The following is a 17,266-nucleotide window of genomic DNA, read 5'->3' as shown; positions in this document are numbered from 1 at the left end:
TTCGACCAAGCACGCCGCTCTCCAGCACCGACTACGACTCGCGGCGCAGTAGCGCCATCGGATGCCGCACTCCACCCACCCCGTGCCCAAGCCCTCGCATCCACAGGTCTTGGACAAAGCATATGGGGATCGTTGTCGACAAATAGGAGAGTCACGTTGGAGAAAGACACAGAGTCGACCCCTCACCTGCTGTCGGGAACTCAAGCAAACGGGGAGCCGCTGATGGCCAGCCGACCTGAGGTGGTATCGGCGGGCCGTTCGCCGACACGTGACATGCGTGAGGCACAACTCGCGGAGATGACAGCGGCACGCTGGCATGGACAACGCGACATCAGGCTCGAACAGATCCCGGTCCCCGCTCTGGCGCCGGACGAGGCACTTGTCGGCGTGCGCTTCACCGGAGTGTGTGGCAGCGACTTGGAGGAGTACGAGCACGGACCGGTCGTCATCCGTGGACCGATCACCTTGGGCCATGAGATCGTCGGCCGTGTCGTGCGCCCAGCTGGGGACGGCTCAGGTCCGTCGACAGGCACAGATGTGGTGGTTGATGTGGTGACCGGCTGTGGCGATTGCTATTGGTGTAAGCGCCACGAAGAAGGGCTCTGTCCCGATCTGGACATAACAGGACAGCATGTCGATGGTGGATTGGCTCAATACGTCGCAGCTCGGGCACGCCGACTCATCCCCGTTCCTCCCACTCTCGACATCCGCCACGCGGCCATGGCGGAGCCCACGGCCGTCGCGGTAAGAGCAGTCGGACAGGCGGGCGGCGTGCTCGGACGAAGCGTCGTAGTCGTCGGCGGCGGGACAGTGGGCCTTCTTGTCGCGCAGGTTCTCCGACACGCCGGGGCGACGCCCGTGGTCATTCTGGAACCGGCCGGCTGGCGGCGGGACGTCGCGACTGCGCTTGGCTTGCGGGCCGAGTGGGCTGACGATGAGGTGAGCCGCCGTGCGCTGATCGCAGCCCTACTGCCGGAGCGCGGCGCCGATGCTGTAATCGAGTGCGCCGGCGCTCCCGGTACAGCCGCGGAGTCTGTTCGAATCGCGCGGTCGGGAGGCACGGTGGTCATCCTTGGCGTCGTCTCCCAGGAATCCGCAATCGACCTCACCGGACTCGTACTCGGCGAGAAGCTCGTCAAGGGTTCCACTGCTCACATGTGGGATGACGACGTCATCACAGCGGTCAGCCTCCTCGAATCCGGCGCAGTCAAAGTCGGGGCTTTGATTACACACGTTCGTCGCCTCGACGAGGCGCCGGAGGCGTTCGAGCTGCTGGCCAGCCGCGAGCAACGGGTCCTCAAGGTGCTAATCGACTGCGCGGCGGGTTGACGATGCCCCGGCCCGCCGCGACCTCTCCACCGAAGGATGCCTATCCGCAGAGGGACTTCGATCTGTACCGGAATTCGTCGCGCTGGGTTGTGGTACAGATGCGTGGACCGGATCGAGCGTCGGACTCGAGGGTTCCGCTGGGTTCAGCGGAGGTCGTGCCGGGTGAGACGCCGGCGAGTTGCTTTTACAGGCGGCTGAAGTAGGCAACGTCGGTGTAGCCGAGTGCGGCGACGTTTGGGTCACGACAGGCCTGTCTCTGTCAGCAACTGGTGAGCGCGGTCGATCCTGGCCTGGATCAGGTACTGCACAGGTGGCCTGCCGAGCCAGGCGACGAACCTGCGGGGTGAGACGAACCTGCGGGGTGAACTGTGCCCGCGACAGCACCGAGTGGTTAGCCATCTGTGCGACGGTCCAGCCACGCCCGGGATCCTGACGGATGAGTCGCGCGACCTCGTCGATGCACACGCTGGACGAGATGGCACCCCGCGAGCTGGGCCGCGTCGTTGGCCAGCACGTCGATCTGGATGCCCCGCTCGCCGAGGTCGGCCGCCGGACGCCGAGACCGTCGAGCGCCCGGCCGAGCACGATCGCTGCCGCATCGGTTGAGGACATGGAGTGTGCCGGCGGACTCGTGCCTGCCGTCCTCGAGCCGATCGCGGCCTCGGCTGGTTCTCAGTACGACGTACTGCCCGGGGGGCCCGCAATCGGTGCCGATCGCCGACAAGACGCTGAAAGCCAGGGGCTGATCGTCCTCGGCGTGGCTGTCATGATTCCGCTGTTCATGGGCGATGGTCGGCTGCAATGCCCGACGGCGCAGCCACCGCCACATCGACAGCGGCCGGATGGCGGATGACCCCTATTCGCCATCCGTATCTTCATTGCCCGAGGCCGCCGCCCGAGAGCAGGATCCGAGCATGACGTCCCGCAGCGCGCTCGTTATCGGAGGTACGAGCGGCATCGGCATGGCCACCGCGCTCCGGCTCGTGATTGAGGGCACGACCGTGATCGCGGCCGGGCTGAACACGTCGGCCGCCCCGGCCGAACTCCGGCGAGTCGCGCAGCTCCACGAGATCGACTTCCGCGAGCCACATGCCCTCGAAGACCTAATCACGTCCTGCGACCGGCTCGATGTACTGGTCAACGCGGCAGGCATCATCCGGCGCGGCGACGAGCACCGGCCCGAGGTGTTCCGCGAGGTCGTCGAGATCAACCTGACCGGTGCGATGCGCGCGGCCGAGGCCGCGCACGACCTGCTCGCCGCGAGCCGGGGCTGCATCGTCAACGTCGCGTCGATGCTGAGCTACTTCGGCGGGCCGCTGGTCCCGGCGTATAGCGCTTCGAAGGGCGGGATCGTGCAGCTCACCAAGTCGCTCGCGGTCGCCTGGGCGCCCGAGGGCATCCGGGTGAACGCGGTCGCTCCCGGCTGGATCGCCACCGACCTGACCGCCGCCCTGCAAGCCGATCCGGACGCCGCCGCCCGGATCATCTCCCGTACGCCGATGGCCCGCTGGGGCACGCCGGAAGAGGTAGCCGGCGCAATCGCCTTCCTGACCGGCCCCGACGCGGGCTTCATCACCGGCGCCGTCCTGCCCGTGGACGGCGGCTACCACAGCATGTAAGGAGCATCCGAATGATCCCGGTTTCAGCAGGAGTGCCCGCGGAGATCGCCGTCCAGGCAGTCCCGGACGACGAGCGGCTGTGGGTGCCGCAGGCGCCGGACGTGTGGTTCCGGCCGCTGATGCTGAACACGATCACCGGGCAGTGGTGCAACCTGCTCAAGGTGACCCGGTCCGGCATCGTGTCCCGGCACCGGCACCCCGGCGCGGTGTTCGGCTACGTGATCAAGGGCAAGTGGCAGTACGACGAGCACGACTGGGTCGCCGAGACCGGGTCGTTCGTGTACGAGCCGCCGGGCGAGATCCACACGCTGCGGGTGCCGGAGGACTGCACCGAGATGATCACGTTCTTCAACATCTCCGGGGCGATAATCTACGTCGACGACCAGGGCAACCAGACCGGCTACGAGGACACCTTGACAAAGATCCAGCTCTGCCGCGACCACTACGGCGCGAACGGCCTGGGCGCGGACTACGTCGACCAGTTCATCCGGTAGGCGGAGGTATCGAGCGGACCACCTCGATGACGCGGTTGAGTGCTGGTGATCGGGGCTGCTCCGCACGACAGAAGAGTGCGACTTGCCGCTCGACGCCCGCGTCGTCGATGGGGACGCGCCGTACGCCGGTCAGATTCGCCGTGGTGACCGCGAGTTCGTTGGTGACGCCAACACCGAGGCCGTGCCGAACCAGCGAGAGCAGGGTCTGTGGCTGGTTGGTGCGGAACGCGGACGCTGGGGTCAGGCCGGCCGAAGCGAATGCGAGGTGCGACTCGAACTGGCGCGGGCCTGAGCTGTCGCCGATCGAGATGAGTGGCAGCTCGGCCAACTGCTCGATGCCGATGGAATCTCTTGCCGCGAGAGGGTGTGATTCGGTGAAGACTGCGACGAGCGGTTCGCGCCACAGGATCTCGTGTTCCAGGGATTCGGCGGCGACCAGCGGATGGACCGGGCGAATCGCCAGGTCGATGTCGCCGCGGAGCAGCGCGCTCTCCAGGTCGATGCTCGGTCCCTCGACCAGCATCAACCGGATCTTGGCGGGCAACCGCTGTACGACCTGGGGGAAGAGCCAGGCGGCCGCGCTCGGGTATGTGCCGAACCGGACCTCTGCGCCGCCGGACGACAGGTCGTTCAGCCGGGTGAGGATCATCTCGGCGTACGGCACGAGCGCCCGTCCTTCAGGCGTGAGCCGGGCCGGATGGGCTGTGCGGTCAAAGAGTCGTACACCGAGGGCACGCTCCAGCTCGGCGACGTGTTCGCTGATCCGCGACTGGCCGCGGAAGACCGCCTTGCCGGCCGCGGAGAAGCCGCCGTGGCGGGCGACCGCGACGAAGCTTACGATCCAGTCCATTCGGTAGCCGTATGCCGCTGTCAGATCCATGCCGCCCCAGCTCGCGGGTGCGGAATGGGCTCAGTGTGAAGCGGACCCAGGTGGTGGTGATCGGTGGGGGACAGGCCCGGTTGTGGCGAGCTGGTTGGTCGTGGGTAGTGCTGAAGCCTTCGGGGAGCACGCCTTGGCTTACGAGGCGGTCGAGGCTTCAACGTGGCAGGCGTCACGGTTGACCCGTCCGGGGGCGGCATCATGGCCACCGCTGCGACAGTTGCTGGGCGGGTTGGCGCGTGGTCGGAGATGACGTGGCCAATGCGGGATAGGCACCGGGCGAGCCGGGCGACGGTGATGCGCAGCCAGTCAGCTCGCCGTCAGTGAGGCAGCGCCGCGCTGGAGTTCCACGAGTCGCGCAGCGACCCGAACGTGGTACGGCGTCGCACGGTCGGCGGATCGGTTGGGCGGGGACGTCTCGCTTCGGTCCAGGTGGTCCCGAGTGGCAAGTGGTCACATGATTCCGAAGGTGTCGTAGGCGTGTTTGGCCGACATCCCGGCCTCGATCGCGGCCTGGACCTTGTTCTCGCCTCGTACCTTGGCAGCGGCAGCGGCCAAGATGCCGGCCGCGTGTTCGGAGGGTACGGCGAGCACGCCGTCGATGTCGCCGACGATGAGGTCTCCTGGCCGGACGACGGTCCCGTTGGAGAATCGGATGGTGCAGCGGTAGTCGATGACACGGCCGCGGACGCCCTGGTCTTGTCCGTAGGAGCCCCAGGAGAACGTGGGAAAGTGGGGAAGCTTGGCGACTTCGCGAGTGTCTCTCGAGTAGCCGTCGACCACCGCTCCTGCAGCGCCGAGGCGGATGGCACGCGCAGACATGAGTGCGCCCCAGAGTGCGTATCTCGGTGAGGCGCCCGAACATATGTAGATCTCACCGGGTTTGAGATCGTCGAGTGCCTCCATCATTAGCCCAAACGGCTTCTGGGCGCCTTCGTGGGCGACGTGCGGGTCGCCGCAGTCGGCCTCGAGAACCGGCATTGCGCGACCGACAACGATCATGTCTGGCCGCAGAGGCCGCAGTTGCGGTGAGAGGAACTGACTGGTCAGTCCTGCCGCGTCCATGACGTCACCGATGACGGCGGTGAAAAGTTCACGCCGGATCATGGCGAACGTTTCTTCGTCGGCCCGGTCGCGGTGATTGTCTGGTGAGATCGCGGGAGTGCTGTGTAGTGAATCTGGCATGTGGGTGCTCCTCGGCGGGCCGGAGTGATCAGTCGTGATGTGATCGCTGCAGGGTTCGTAGAGCAGTTTCAACGTGGTGGTACCAGGCGTGCTCTGGATCAGTCAGAGGGCCTCTGCTCTTGTTACCGCCGGCAAACAGAGCCAGGTACCAAGTGCGGTAGCCGGGAGCCGCGACGACGGTGTGATAACCGGCGGGCATTTTGTGAATGGTGTTGTGGCGGACAATGAACGCGTTGTCTCCGCCGACTCGGTCTCCATAGAGTCCGGCAAAGCCGAAGCCGCTGGATGGGGCTACGCGGTAGAAGTACATTTCTTCCTGGAAAGCCTCGCCGGTGCCGGGGTCATCGATCTCATGGCGATGTGGCAGGTATGTTGCCCAGTTGCCGCTCTCGACGGTCACCTCAGCGACATAAAGCCGCTCACTGGCGGGCTGGTCGTCGATGAGGAAGTTGTAGTCCCGTGTCGTGTTGAACGTGCCCCACGTGCCCGACGTAGCCTCATCCGGTCCCACAAGATAAGGCTCGATTGTTGTGGTCGTACTGGGCGCCGAACAGAGGGAGACTTCGGCGGCTTGTGTCGCAGTGACAGTCACCTCGGTCTGCGCCGGCGCATAGACCATCGACGGCTTCCCGGCAAGAACGTTAGTTCGACCACCGACTGCCTTGAAGTCTCCGTCGCCTACGGCGATGTCCACTGTTCCGGTGAGTACGACAATCGCGTACTCGCGATCTGCGGTAAGGAATCGGTGCGACTGACCCGTCTCGAGGATGACGAGGGCGAAGTTCAGCAGACTGCACGTATTTCCCTTGAGATCGTTCATACCCGGTGACGTGGAGACAGCCTCGAAGTAGGCAGTGGTCACGGTGTTGGGCTCCTTTCAAACTGCATGAGCTCGGTCGATGGCTCTCACTGGGCGTCGACGTCTGTATCCAGGCTGGCTTGGTCAGCATTGATGGTTGCGATGGCCACATCGAAGTGGCGGTTCATTGCTTGCCTGGCTGCCTCGGCGTCGCCATCGATGATGGCGCGTAAGACCTTCTCGTGGAGTCGCTGGACGTGCTCTCGCTCGGAATGCTCGCGGCGCGGGCGCATCCCTCGCTGGACAGCTCCTCGCACGGCTTCCCGGACTGACTCGACGAGCAGCCCGAGCATGACGTTGCCCGCTGCCTTGGTGATCTGCACATGGAACTCCACGTCCAGGTCGACGTAGCGGTCTTCGTTGTCGATGTTGGCGGCCATCGCGCGAGCCAGCTCTTTGAGCCTGGCTACATCGCTACTGCTTCGCCGGGTCGCGGCGAGGGTGGCGCTCACGTTCTCGAGTCCGCGTCGCACCTCCATCAACTCGAGGACGGTGTCGTCACTGCCCATCAGCGTGGCGCGGTCAAAGAAGTCCTGCAGCGGGCCGATCTCAACAGGACGGATGATGGCGCGGCGCCCATTGGAGACTTGGACGACTCCCTTGCCGGCGAGGTCACGGATCGCCTCTCGCACCACCGATCGGCTGACGCCGAACTCGGCCGCGAGCGTGGTCTCTCCCGGCAACTGGTCACCGGGTCTCAGGTCGGCCGCCTCGATGTACCGCGCCAGCTCTGCAGCGACCTTCTCGCTGCGGGTCTGAACCTGGATCTTCTCGAACGCCGCGGACACACCCTGCGAGCTACCGGTGGACGACGACATGTAACCAGTTTGAGTTGGAACCGAGAACCTGTCAAACAGGTTGACAGGTGACCTGGCGACGTTTAGCGTCACCGCACAGGCAACCGTCTCCGACGTTGAGGGTGATGCCGACGTGGTCCTCGATCAGTTCAGGCTCGACGGCAAAGTGGCTGCCATCACCGGCCCGACCAGTGGCCTGGGGGCAGCCATCGCGGTCGCCCTCGCCCAGGCTGGCGCTGACATTGTGGGCCTGCACCGCGGACGAGTTGCCACGACACAGACAGCCGTCGAGGAGACGGGACGCAGGTTTTATCCCGTCCCCGTGGATCTGGAAACAGTGGGTGCGGACGAGTGCGCATCGATTGTCGAAACAGCGCTTCGAGCGGCCGGACGCATTGATGTGCTCGTCAACAATGCCGGCACGATCACCAGATCGCCCGCGCTCGACGTCACCAAGCAGGATTGGGACAAGGTCCTCCACACCAACCTGACAGCGGCGTTCCTACTGACCCAGGCAGTCGGCCGACACCTCATGAGACGACCCGACACGGACGGCAACGGTGCCCGCGGCAAGGTCATCAACATCGCCTCGATGCTCTCGTTCCAAGGCGGCATCAACGTGGCCGCGTACACCGCAAGCAAGAGCGGACTTGCTGGCCTGACTCGCGTGCTGGCCAACGAGTGGGCACCTTCGCGGATCAACGTCAACGCCATCGCACCCGGCTACATCCAGACCCCCGCAACCGAGGCGCTCCAAGCCGACCCTGACCGCTCGCCACAGATCCTTAACCGCATCCCAGCCGCCCGATGGGGCCATCCCGACGACCTCGCCGGCGCCGCGGTATTCCTTGCCTCCGCGGCGTCGGACTACATCCATGGCGCAATCATCCCGGTCGACGGAGGGTGGCTAGCACGGTGAACGCGGCGTCGGGTGAAGGCGGGATTTCGGCAGCCCATACTTCGGGCCGTAGGTGCTCCAGCAGTGGAACGAGGACCTATTCAAGGCATGGCCCGCATCTGCTCGAGACACCTTCCAGTGCTCGCAGACAGCGTCATCACGCGAAGAGGATCATCGACAGGGCGTGTGCGGGAAACCGCACGCACGGATTGAAAGGGGGACGGGGAACGGGCCCGCACGGCACCGCGCCCCTGACTACCAATGGCTAGGCATCGCACATCCTCGCCGGTCCCTGCAGACGCAGCCGAGGGCCCTCGCTTTATCGACCGCCCAGCACAGCCGGCCAACGAGTCCGCCAGCCGACACACCCGCCGGATGTTTCCGCGGTGGCGAACTCTGCGGCATCTGCTGCGGTTCGAGCCGGTGGTGTGGTCCCCGACAGCGCGCCAACTGGATCGGGCGGTGACGGTCGGGGATCTACGGGCGATGGCGCGGCGGCGGGTGCCGCGGTCGGTGTTCGACTACGTCGACGGCGCGGCGGACAGAGAGCGGGGGTTAGCTCGTACCCGGGCTGTGTTCGAGAACCTGGAGTTCCGCCCGCGCGGTCTGCGCGACGTGTCCCAGCCCGACCTATCGGTGCGGGTATTGGGCCAGCGGTCGTCGTTGCCGTTCGCGTTCGCGCCGACCGGGTTCACCCGGATGATGCACCACGAGGGCGAACGCGCGATGGCCCGGGTCGCCGCCACCCGTAGTATCCCGTACGCCTTGTCGACCCTCGGCACCACGACACCGGAGGATGTGGCCGCCGCGGCGCCAGATGCTCGTCGGTGGTTCCAGCTCTACGTGTGGAAGGACCGGGCACGCAGCAAAGACCTGGTGCAGCGGGCCAAGGCAGCCGGGTTCGAGGCGTTGATCCTGACCATCGACTCAGCGGTGGTCGGGATGCGCCGCCGCGACGTACGCAATGGGTTCGCGATGCCACCGGCACTCACTGTTCGCACCGTGCTGAACGCAGCCCGCTACCCGCGCTGGTGGATAAACTTCTTGACCACCGAGCCGCTGACCTTTGCCAGCCTCCAGTCGTGGAACCGGCCACTGGCCGAAATCGGCAACACCCTGTTCGACACGACAATGAGCCTCGACGACCTCGCCTGGCTGCGCGGCCTGTGGGACGGACCCCTGGTAGTCAAAGGCGTCATGTCCCTCGAAGACGTCGAATGCCTCACCGCAGCCGGCGCCGACGCCCTGGTGCTGTCCACCCACGGCGGCCGCCAACTCGACCTCAGCCCCGTCCCGCTACGCCTGCTGCCCCAGGCCCGCGACCTAGTCGGCGACCGGGTCGAACTGTGGCTGGACTCCGGCATCACGACCGGTGCCGACATCGTCGCAGCGCACGCACTCGGCGCCAACCTGACCCTGCTCGGCCGCGCACCTCTCTACGGCCTCATGGCGGCCGGACAGTCCGGCGTCGAACGTGCCATCGACATCCTCACCGCCGAAACCCAACGCCAAATGCAACTCCTCGGCGTCCGCGCCATCACCGATCTCGAACCCCAACACGTCATGCTCCCCCCTCAAGCGGGGTCGTGTTGAGAGCGTCAACATGTTGTGGTGGTGCCGTCCGCGTGCCGTTGCCCTGGCGCCCACACACGGCCACTACTCTCGCCTCATCGAGCGTTGCCTTTGTTCGTCAGTTGTCGCGCGTCAGCTCCGAGGCTGTCGGGATCACCGAGGTGCACTTCGGGCGCGCGCCCGAAGCCAAGTCACGGCGAAGCTTCTTCCACCCGTCTTCGGTGTGACCTGCGAAAACATGGCTCAGCCGAGACCCGTAAATAGCGTTTGGTCAGGTTGGACCTGACATAAGAACTGCTATCGGCGCGCAATCCACGGGAGTTGCAGCTAATGCAAGGACTCCCACTCCTGAGCGATTCCGGCATCTGTGCAGGTCATCAGAGTCGGGTTGTGGTCGAGTTCGGCGGCCGGTTGGTGTGTCGCTCCAGCCCGCGAGTGCGCTGGTCGGCATGGGTTTCCTGCGTTTATTGCAGGTTTCCACGCTGAGGAGTGGCTGGTGGACGGTGTTCCAGGCTTCGTCCCGCGGGTTTTACGGGATCCGGATGTCAGCTTGTTCCGGGCCGAAGACCGGGTGTTCGAGGCGATGCTCGACGGCTGGCGCAGCCAGATGCTTGCCCGCAGCTTGGCGGTTCGACACGATCAAGGCCCGTACCGGAGTCGTCGGACGGTTCCAGGTTTTCACCGGGGACTATCCGTGGACGTGGCGGCCGGTCGACATCGAAGACTTCCTCGCCGAGCTGCGGTCCCGCAGCCCGGCCGATCGGGCTGACCACGCTGCGCTCCTACAGCAATGCGGTATCGATGTTCTGCGCCTACCTAACCCACCCCGGGTACGGGTGGGGTGAGTTGTGCGAGCGGACCTTCGGCAACGTACCGACCCAGATCTGCTTCGACTGGAACACCCCACGCCACACAACCGACGACGCCGTACCACCAGCACGGCGGTCGTTCACGCAAGCCGAGCTGCAGACTTGTTCGACTTCATCGACGACTTCGTGACCGCGAGTACGCCGGGTCGAAGCGGTGGTTGCCGGCGATGCGGGACTCGATCGCTTTCAAGACCTGCTACGCCTACGGGCTGCGCCGCCGCGAGCTGACGATGCTCGACCTCAACGACTTCGGCCCGAACCCGCACTTGCCCGACTACGGGCCGTTCGGCGCGACGACGGTGCGCTGGGCCAAGGGCACGACCGCATCCGGGCCCCGGCGTCGTACGGTGCTGACGGTGCCCGAGTTCGCCTGGGCCGTTCCACTCCTGGAGTATTGGGTCAGTCCCGAGGGACGTGGCCGGTTCCAGACCGCCGAGCGCTCGAGCGCGCTCTGGCCCAGCGAGCGATCCCACCGGGTTCATCTCGGCAGCCTCGGTGACTCCTTCGCGGGCGTCCGGAGAGCCGCATCTGATCGAGGCCGGCTACGACCCCGCGTTCATCCGGACCCAGGTCGGTCACGCCTACGCCTCGACTACCGGCCTCTACACGTCGGTCTCGGCCGACTTCAAACAGCGCAGTGTCCGGCAGATGATCGCCCGCCGGCTCGGACAACTCGAAGGACCCGCCCATGACTGAACAGCGCCGGATCGGCTTCAAGTGGCACCTGCGTCACCTGATGGCCCACCGCAACCTCTGGAAGAGCACCGAACTGCACGCCCTGCTCAAGTCCCGCGGCATCAACCTGTCCGAGAGCCAGGTCTACCGGCTCGTCACCGGCGCCCCCGAGCGCATCCCCGCGCGCACCTTCGCCGCTCTGTGCGACATCCTCGACTGCGCCCCCGGGCGACCTGTTCGAGCCCTTCGTAGAGATGCGAGCTGCGGCCACCGCCGACGCCCCGCGGCGCAGCGAAGACCTCGGCGTCCGGCCCGGCGACCCGATCGCCCGCCGCGTCCGGATCGTGCCGAGCGACGATGACTAGACCCCGCACCCCGAGCAACCCGGACCGCTGGCCGACCCCCTGCGCTCGGTGCGGCGAACACCACGAGCTCGTGGCGAACTGGCCCGATGGGAAGATCTGCGCCTACTGCTACCAGAAGGCCAAGCGGACCACGGGGACCTGTCGCTGCGGACACGCTGGCGTCCTACCCGGCAAGGTCGGCGGTGCACCGGCCTGCCGAACCTGCTCAGGGCTGCAGCACCTCAACCTCGACTGCCGAGGCTGCGGTGCCGAAGCCGAGCTCAGGACGACAGGAAAATGCTGGCGCTGCTCGCTCGGCGATCTCGTCGACGAGCTGCTGGCCAATCCCGAGACGGGCACGATCTCCGACCAGCTGGTGCCGTTGGCCAGCGCGCTCAAGGCGATGGGACGGCCGAACAGAGGCATCACCTGGATCGAACAGGTCTACGTCAAAGAGACTCTGCGCGGCCGACGAGCTCACGCACGAACTGCTCGACCAGGTCCCAGGCCGGCAGCAATCGAAGACCTACATCCGTGGCCTGCTTGTCGAGTACGGCGCGTTGCCGCCGCGCGACGAGCTGCTCAGCCGGTTCGAGAGCTGGTCGATCGAGGCGATCGAGCGTGCGGCGGACCCGGCGCACCGCGATGCCATCCGCCGCTACATCACCTGGCACCATCAACGCCGCCTTCGTGACTCGCCGAACCCCACCACTCACGGTGCCTTTCTGCGGGCCAAGCAGCAGGTGACGGTCGCGATCACCTTGCGAAGGCCAGTCGGCTGCGCGCCGGCTCATAGGTGCCCTGAGCAACCGGTTCGCCGGCCAGCTGGTAGGTGCTCAGGCCGTCCGGGCCGGGCAACCGCAGTGAAAGCGTCACAGCTTGCCCTCGAGGTCGAGCGGCGGCACCTCGAGCTTGCGGCCCTCGCGCCACGACTGCAGGCCGAGCTCGGCGAGCTGCACACCCTTGGCGCCCTCAACGAAGTCGGCTCGGGGATGATCATGGTCCGTCGGCGGCCGGGATGCCACCCTGCCCACGGATCGCCACGATGGAGCGCTCGAGGTGCTGGCGCAGGCCCATCCGGCCGGTGACTCCGTTCATCACGATGCCGATACGTCGCTCGTTCACAGTCTTGCCTCTCTTCGGCGCGTTCCGGTGCCGGCTCGCGTCATTCTCAGGGCGGTACGCCGGTCCGCCGCGGTACAACCCCGAAACCCAGCCGCGGCGATGAGGCGGAGTGGAAATGAGTCAGTCATGGGCGCTGATGCCGTCGTAGGTATCGAGCTGGCGACACATCCCATGCCGACCGAACGTGACGCCCCGGGTGAAGCTCAGCGATTGCGCGACCGCGCGGATTGGTGCGCAGCGGCTCCGACTCATACACGTGGACCGTCCACATGAACAGCCATCACTTTGAATTCTGCGGGGTCAGCTTGACCAGACGGCCACCGATGAGCCATTCGGTCACGTAGATGCTGCCATCCGCATCTGCCGCGACTCCGTGCGGTGTGTTGAAGGTTCCGGCGCGTAACTGTGGCCGGCACGTCTTTCCGCGCTTGGCTTCGTTGGGCCAACCCGGGCGGTTCCGCATCGCCGGTTCACTAATACCAAGGACGGCCTTCGGCGCGTTGTCGGGTCCAAGTATTGTGATGCGCGAGTCCAGTTCGGTCACCAACAGGTTGTCTCCGTAGCCTGCGAAGCCACTCGGGCTAACCAGGAAATCCTCACCGAAGCAGCGCAGAAACCGGCCCTCCAGATCGAAGACCTGGATCCGCTTGTTGCGTCTGTCAGCGACGAGCAGTTCGGGCGTTCCAGGCCGCCTGTCGATATGGACGGCGTGTGGGTGGTTGAATCGGCCGGCCCCCGTGGTGCCGTCGATCGTCATCAGGTGGGTGCCGGTCTTGTCGAATCGGTGCACCACCTCCTGGCCGTAGCAGTCGGCTACCCAGATGTGCCCGCTGCCGCCGAACTGCTCCTGGTCCACGGCGACTTGGGTGGGGCAGTAGTCGGCGTCGTCATACATCGGCAGCGCGGGCTTCTTCAGCCGAAACACCTCACTGCCGTCGAGCCTGAACTTGGCGACGTTTCCCCGCAGCGGCTTGGTGTCGGGCTGATAGCTTCCGTCGTCTCGGCGTCGCAGCTTCGAGCCGTTGTCGCAGATCCAGAGAAGCTCTTCGTCCCCGTCGCGTACTAAGAGCATTCCATGGCCTTCGGTCAGGTCGACGTCGAAGGTGCGCAGCAGGCTGCCATTGCGACTAAGCACCTGGACTCGCGGCAGTTTCTCGTCGAAGGTGACGACTTCGCCTGCGGCCGTGACCACGATGCCATGGTGTGCCCACCCGTCGGTTTGACCACTGTGGTGGTCGCCCTCGAACCATCTGTCGTCAAAGTCGAAGACGAAATCGCCTTCACCGATCTGCGAATGCGTCATACAGATGCTCCTTAAAAGACGAATGTCGAGCGCAGTCAACGGCTCCGAGCGGAAGCGCAGGACGCGCCGGCACATGGTGGGCCTGCCGCTCGGTAGCACAGTCGGTCATGGAAGTCCACGACCGGCCGGCACGCTCAGGCCTCCAAGGTCTCCGGTCAGTCTGCGAGCAGGTCCACGCAGGCGGCCTTGTCGACCAGCGTCTCGCAGCCTTCCTGGTCCAGCGGACCATCTGCGATCGAGACGTCGTAGCGCAGTGTGAACGACGTGTCAGAGGCGAGCGGGTACTCCTCGCTGAAGAACGGGGCCGGGCACACCACTGCGTAAATGCCGGTCCGGGCGAACCACTCGGTGGGGTGGCAGAAGTTGTCGGCGTTGTCCCGGAAGACGAGCGTGGAGGCCGTGCCCTGGCCGTCGTGGCGGCCGACGAAGCCCATCCAGGGGCCCCTGGTGCCCATTAGCTCGTCGCCACCGGTGCCCTCGGGCGTGACGATCTGGCCGTGGGAGAAGGACCGGGGGCCACGCCAGAACAGGCCGCTGTACCCGGCGTTGTCCCGCCCGTTGGTGCCCGGGCTGCCGAAGGCGATGATGTCGTCGCTGACGTTGTCCATGGTGCTCTCGAATGTCAATTGCCAGGCTCCCAGCTCGGGGAACGCCGTGACGCCGATGCGCCGCTTCTCGGTGATGTACTTCTCGCCGCCCTGGGTGATCCAGAGCAGCTCCTCGTCGAACCGCAGCACGCCGTCACGCAGCGCGAGCAAGTCAAGGCCCTGGTGCCGCATGGCGCCGTTGTTGTCGAGCTGCTTGTACTTGTAGCCCTCCTTCTCGTCCCGGACGCAGGTCACTCCACCCCAGAAGTTCTCCGTGCCCACGTTGGACAGGGCGAACGAGATGCCCTTGTGCCAAACGTGGTCGTGAGGGCGGTAGACGCTGACCAAGTCGCCGCCGAGCGTGCGCAGCGGGTGGAAGTAGGGCCTGGGCGACTCGAGCTGCGGCTCCCACGGCGTGTAGACGTACCGGAAGAGCTCGTTGCCGTTCCAGGTCGCCCGGACCGAGCGGCCATCCTCATGCAGCAGTCCCAGCCCTTCTGCCACAGGCTCGGCGCCGCCGGCACCCGCTCCGCGGTCCAAGGGGTTTGCCATCGTTGATCTCCTTACAGGCGTGGTGCGCGACGGTCGCGCACACAGGTGTGGCCACCGAAGAAGGCTCTCCGAGCCAGGTTGGTGAGGCCCCAGAACAGCCACTTGTGCCACAGGCGGTCGTGCGGCTGGTAGACATAGCGGAACGGAACGCAGCCAGCGTCACCAGCGCGGACCGTCGCCTTCCATGCGCTGGTAGAACGGCGAGTCCGGACCGAGGTCCTCGGGGCGGATCGGGCGGCGCTGGAAGGCCGACGCGTAGGTGGCGGCGACCAGTTCCAGGGTGCGCCGGCTCTCGCTGGAGGTCACGGGCGGCGGAGTGCCTTCGCGGACGGCCTTGAGGACTTCGATGCACTGGGCGACGTGGGCGCTGCGGGTGCCGTGCGGGCCGGCCTCCCAGGCGGGGATGACTTTGTCCTCGTATCCCTTGGCCGGGGTGATCGTCCAGTTCTCGTCGCCGTAGCCGTACACGTGGGAGACCTCGACGGTGGCGTACTCGAAGTCGAAGCGCAGGTAGCTCTCCTCGCGCGGGCTGAGGATGCTATTGACCACGCTGGCGATGGCGCCGTTGGCGAAGGCCACGGTGCCCATGGTGACGTCCTCGGTGTCCGTCGTGCGTGCCTGCCGGCGGGCGATGGCCGACACCTCGGTCCACTGTCCCATGATGGCCGAGAGCAGGTCGATCTGGTGGATGCCGTGGCCCATGGTGGGGCCGCCGCCCTCGGTGTCCCACCGGCCGCGCCACTCCACGTCGAGGTAGGCCTGGTCACGGAACCACACGGTGTTGCAGATCGCCACGAGAGGCCGTCCGAGCACGCCGTCGGCCATCAGCTTCTGCAGCCGCAGCGCGCCGGAGCCGAAGCGGTGCTGGAAGAGGGTGGCGAGCCAGGCGTTGCTCTCCTTCTCGGCCTCGACGAGGGTATCGAACTCGGCCAGCGTCAGGGTGGGTGGCTTCTCGACGATCACATTGACGCCGGCCCCCAGGCACTTCAGCGCCGCCTCGGCGTGGGCTCCGGGAGGGGTGCACACGTGCACGAGCTGAGGCTGCTCCTTCTCGAGGAGATCCGCAACGTTGTCGTAACCATTCGGGATGCCGTGCTGCTCGCAGAATGCGGAGAGACGGTCGCCATCAATATCGACGGCGCCCACGACCTCCACTTCGTCTCCCCGTGACTGCAACGACTGAACATGGCTTCGGGCGACGCTTCCGGTACCGATGATGGCGACGCGGATTGGTTCCACTGCTACGCACCTTTCTCACGTATCACTGTATGGATAGCGCTTTCCAGAGTGGGATGTGCCGCTATCCTCGCGTTGCTGCGATCATTCCAAAAAGGGAATTGATTGAATTACTGTAAGTACAATCTGTGCTAACACGGGGCATCGTCACCGAATCCGACCAGCAGCAATTGCAGTCCCGCGTCGGGGGGTCATCGTGCCTCTGTGCGGGTTCCAGCCCTCGATGGAGTCGGCCGGGCGGGTGCTCGGGCCGGAGTAGATCGCGGACGGGCGGATCAGCCGGCCGATGCGCTTCTGCTCGAGGACGTGCGCACTCCACCCGGCGGTCCGTGCGCAGGTGAACATGGAGGTGAACAGCGGCGGCGGCACCTCCGCGAAGTCCAGGACGATCGCCGCCCAGAACTCCACATTGGTCTCCAGCACCCGGTCCGGCCGCCGCTCACGCAGCTCGGTCAGCGCCGCCTGCTCCAACGCCTCCGCGACCTCGTAGCGCGGTGCCGCGAGCTCTCGCGCCGTACGACGAAGCACGCGAGCCCGCGGGTCCTCCGCGCGGTACACGCGGTGCCCGAAGCCCATCAAGCGCTCACCAGCGTCCAGCAGACCCTTCACGTACGCGCGGGCGTCGCCGCTGCGCTCCACACCCTCGATCATCGTCAGCACCCGCGCCGGTGCCCCACCGTGCAACGGCCCGGACATCGCGCCGATCGCACCGGACAGCGCAGCTGCCACGTCCGCACCGGTCGATGCGATCACACGGGCGGTGAACGTGGAAGCGTTCATGCCGTGCTCGGCGGCTGAGGTCCAGTACGCGTCAACCGCCTTCACGTGCTTCGGATCAGGCTCGCCCCGCCAGCGGATCATGAACCGCTCGGTGATCGTCTTCGCCTTGTCCACCTCGCGTTGCGGCACCATCGGTTGCCCGATGCCACGAGCCGCCTGGGC

The 17,266-nt window shown here is 66.0% G+C and carries 19 protein-coding genes; 8 read left to right on the top strand and 11 right to left on the bottom strand.

Going from position 1 to position 17,266, the window contains the following annotated elements:
* The first annotated feature begins 222 nt into the window (after positions 1 to 222).
* From AB0H36_RS39880 to AB0H36_RS39865, 4 genes are all read left to right on the top strand, one after another.
* Positions 223 to 1,329, top strand: a complete 1,107-nt coding sequence (locus tag AB0H36_RS39880) for an alcohol dehydrogenase catalytic domain-containing protein (RefSeq protein ID WP_360535808.1) — start codon at positions 223 to 225, stop codon at positions 1,327 to 1,329.
* A 457-nt stretch (positions 1,330 to 1,786) separates the two neighbouring features.
* Positions 1,787 to 2,182, top strand: a complete 396-nt coding sequence (locus AB0H36_RS39875; protein ID WP_360535806.1) for a hypothetical protein — start codon at positions 1,787 to 1,789, stop codon at positions 2,180 to 2,182.
* A 61-nt stretch (positions 2,183 to 2,243) separates the two neighbouring features.
* A complete protein-coding gene (locus AB0H36_RS39870; protein ID WP_360535804.1) occupies positions 2,244 to 2,948 on the top strand; it encodes an SDR family oxidoreductase in 705 nt (234 codons plus the stop codon).
* An 11-nt stretch (positions 2,949 to 2,959) separates the two neighbouring features.
* Positions 2,960 to 3,442, top strand: a complete 483-nt coding sequence (locus AB0H36_RS39865) for a 2,4'-dihydroxyacetophenone dioxygenase family protein (protein WP_360535802.1) — start codon at positions 2,960 to 2,962, stop codon at positions 3,440 to 3,442.
* On the opposite strand, the gene AB0H36_RS39860 is transcribed toward AB0H36_RS39865, so the two are convergent.
* From AB0H36_RS39860 to AB0H36_RS39845, 4 genes are all read right to left on the bottom strand, one after another.
* Entirely contained in the window at positions 3,432 to 4,292 is an 861-nt protein-coding gene (locus tag AB0H36_RS39860; RefSeq protein WP_360535800.1) for a LysR family transcriptional regulator, read from the bottom strand. The two genes, AB0H36_RS39865 and AB0H36_RS39860, sit on opposite strands and share 11 nt — an antisense overlap.
* Before the next feature lie 483 nt (positions 4,293 to 4,775).
* On the bottom strand, positions 4,776 to 5,507 hold the full coding sequence (locus tag AB0H36_RS39855) for an RraA family protein (protein WP_360535798.1): 732 nt from the start codon (positions 5,505 to 5,507) through the stop codon (positions 4,776 to 4,778).
* Between the two features lie 28 nt (positions 5,508 to 5,535).
* The gene (locus AB0H36_RS39850; protein WP_360535796.1) at positions 5,536 to 6,369 is read right to left on the bottom strand and encodes a 5-deoxy-glucuronate isomerase; all 834 of its coding nucleotides are present in this window, start codon (positions 6,367 to 6,369) and stop codon (positions 5,536 to 5,538) included.
* Between the two features lie 44 nt (positions 6,370 to 6,413).
* A complete protein-coding gene (locus AB0H36_RS39845; protein ID WP_360535794.1) occupies positions 6,414 to 7,184 on the bottom strand; it encodes a FadR/GntR family transcriptional regulator in 771 nt (256 codons plus the stop codon).
* Positions 7,185 to 7,224: 40 nt separating this feature from the next.
* On the opposite strand from AB0H36_RS39845, the gene kduD reads away from it, so the two are divergent.
* The 4 genes from kduD to AB0H36_RS39825 all read left to right on the top strand — a co-directional run bounded on the left by kduD (position 7,225) and on the right by AB0H36_RS39825 (position 11,538).
* Complete coding sequence (gene kduD / locus AB0H36_RS39840; RefSeq protein WP_360535792.1) at positions 7,225 to 8,082, top strand: 2-dehydro-3-deoxy-D-gluconate 5-dehydrogenase KduD; 858 nt, start codon at positions 7,225 to 7,227, stop codon at positions 8,080 to 8,082.
* Between the two features lie 354 nt (positions 8,083 to 8,436).
* Positions 8,437 to 9,654 (top strand): alpha-hydroxy acid oxidase, encoded by a 1,218-nt coding sequence (locus tag AB0H36_RS39835; RefSeq protein WP_360535790.1) that lies wholly within the window; start codon positions 8,437 to 8,439, stop codon positions 9,652 to 9,654.
* A gap of 1,343 nt (positions 9,655 to 10,997) precedes the next feature.
* Positions 10,998 to 11,198 carry a hypothetical protein gene (locus AB0H36_RS39830; RefSeq protein WP_360535788.1) on the top strand — a complete coding sequence of 67 codons (201 nt, stop codon included), beginning with the start codon at positions 10,998 to 11,000 and terminating at the stop codon, positions 11,196 to 11,198.
* Positions 11,191 to 11,538 carry a helix-turn-helix transcriptional regulator gene (locus tag AB0H36_RS39825; protein WP_360535786.1) on the top strand — a complete coding sequence of 116 codons (348 nt, stop codon included), beginning with the start codon at positions 11,191 to 11,193 and terminating at the stop codon, positions 11,536 to 11,538. The genes AB0H36_RS39830 and AB0H36_RS39825 overlap by 8 nt, the downstream gene beginning before the upstream one ends.
* Positions 11,539 to 11,970: 432 nt before the next feature.
* Here the strand turns inward: AB0H36_RS39825 and AB0H36_RS39820 are convergent, their stop codons facing one another.
* From AB0H36_RS39820 to AB0H36_RS39790, 7 genes are all read right to left on the bottom strand, one after another.
* Positions 11,971 to 12,237 carry a hypothetical protein gene (locus AB0H36_RS39820; protein ID WP_360535784.1) on the bottom strand — a complete coding sequence of 89 codons (267 nt, stop codon included), beginning with the start codon at positions 12,235 to 12,237 and terminating at the stop codon, positions 11,971 to 11,973.
* Positions 12,238 to 12,393: 156 nt separating this feature from the next.
* The gene (locus AB0H36_RS39815; RefSeq protein WP_360535782.1) at positions 12,394 to 12,555 is read right to left on the bottom strand and encodes a hypothetical protein; all 162 of its coding nucleotides are present in this window, start codon (positions 12,553 to 12,555) and stop codon (positions 12,394 to 12,396) included.
* Positions 12,518 to 12,646, bottom strand: a complete 129-nt coding sequence (locus tag AB0H36_RS39810) for a hypothetical protein (RefSeq protein WP_360535780.1) — start codon at positions 12,644 to 12,646, stop codon at positions 12,518 to 12,520. Before AB0H36_RS39810 ends, AB0H36_RS39815 begins: the two co-directional genes overlap by 38 nt.
* Positions 12,647 to 12,926: 280 nt before the next feature.
* On the bottom strand, positions 12,927 to 13,949 hold the full coding sequence (locus AB0H36_RS39805) for a hypothetical protein (protein WP_360535778.1): 1,023 nt from the start codon (positions 13,947 to 13,949) through the stop codon (positions 12,927 to 12,929).
* A gap of 155 nt (positions 13,950 to 14,104) precedes the next feature.
* Positions 14,105 to 15,088, bottom strand: coding sequence for a PmoA family protein (locus AB0H36_RS39800; protein ID WP_360535776.1), 984 nt, complete (start codon positions 15,086 to 15,088; stop codon positions 14,105 to 14,107).
* A 159-nt stretch (positions 15,089 to 15,247) separates the two neighbouring features.
* Positions 15,248 to 16,327: a Gfo/Idh/MocA family oxidoreductase gene (locus AB0H36_RS39795; protein ID WP_360535774.1), complete on the bottom strand. Its 1,080-nt coding sequence runs from the start codon at positions 16,325 to 16,327 to the stop codon at positions 15,248 to 15,250.
* A gap of 144 nt (positions 16,328 to 16,471) precedes the next feature.
* Positions 16,472 to 17,266: citrate synthase 2 (locus tag AB0H36_RS39790; protein WP_360535772.1), on the bottom strand; the 795-nt coding region annotated here is incomplete at its 5' end.

It is taken from the genome of Kribbella sp. NPDC050820 (assembly GCF_040653975.1).
Classification (GTDB): Bacteria; Actinomycetota; Actinomycetes; order Propionibacteriales; family Kribbellaceae; genus Kribbella.
Note: the sequence above shows the minus strand (reverse complement) of the source record. Positions and strands in the feature narration are given on the sequence as shown.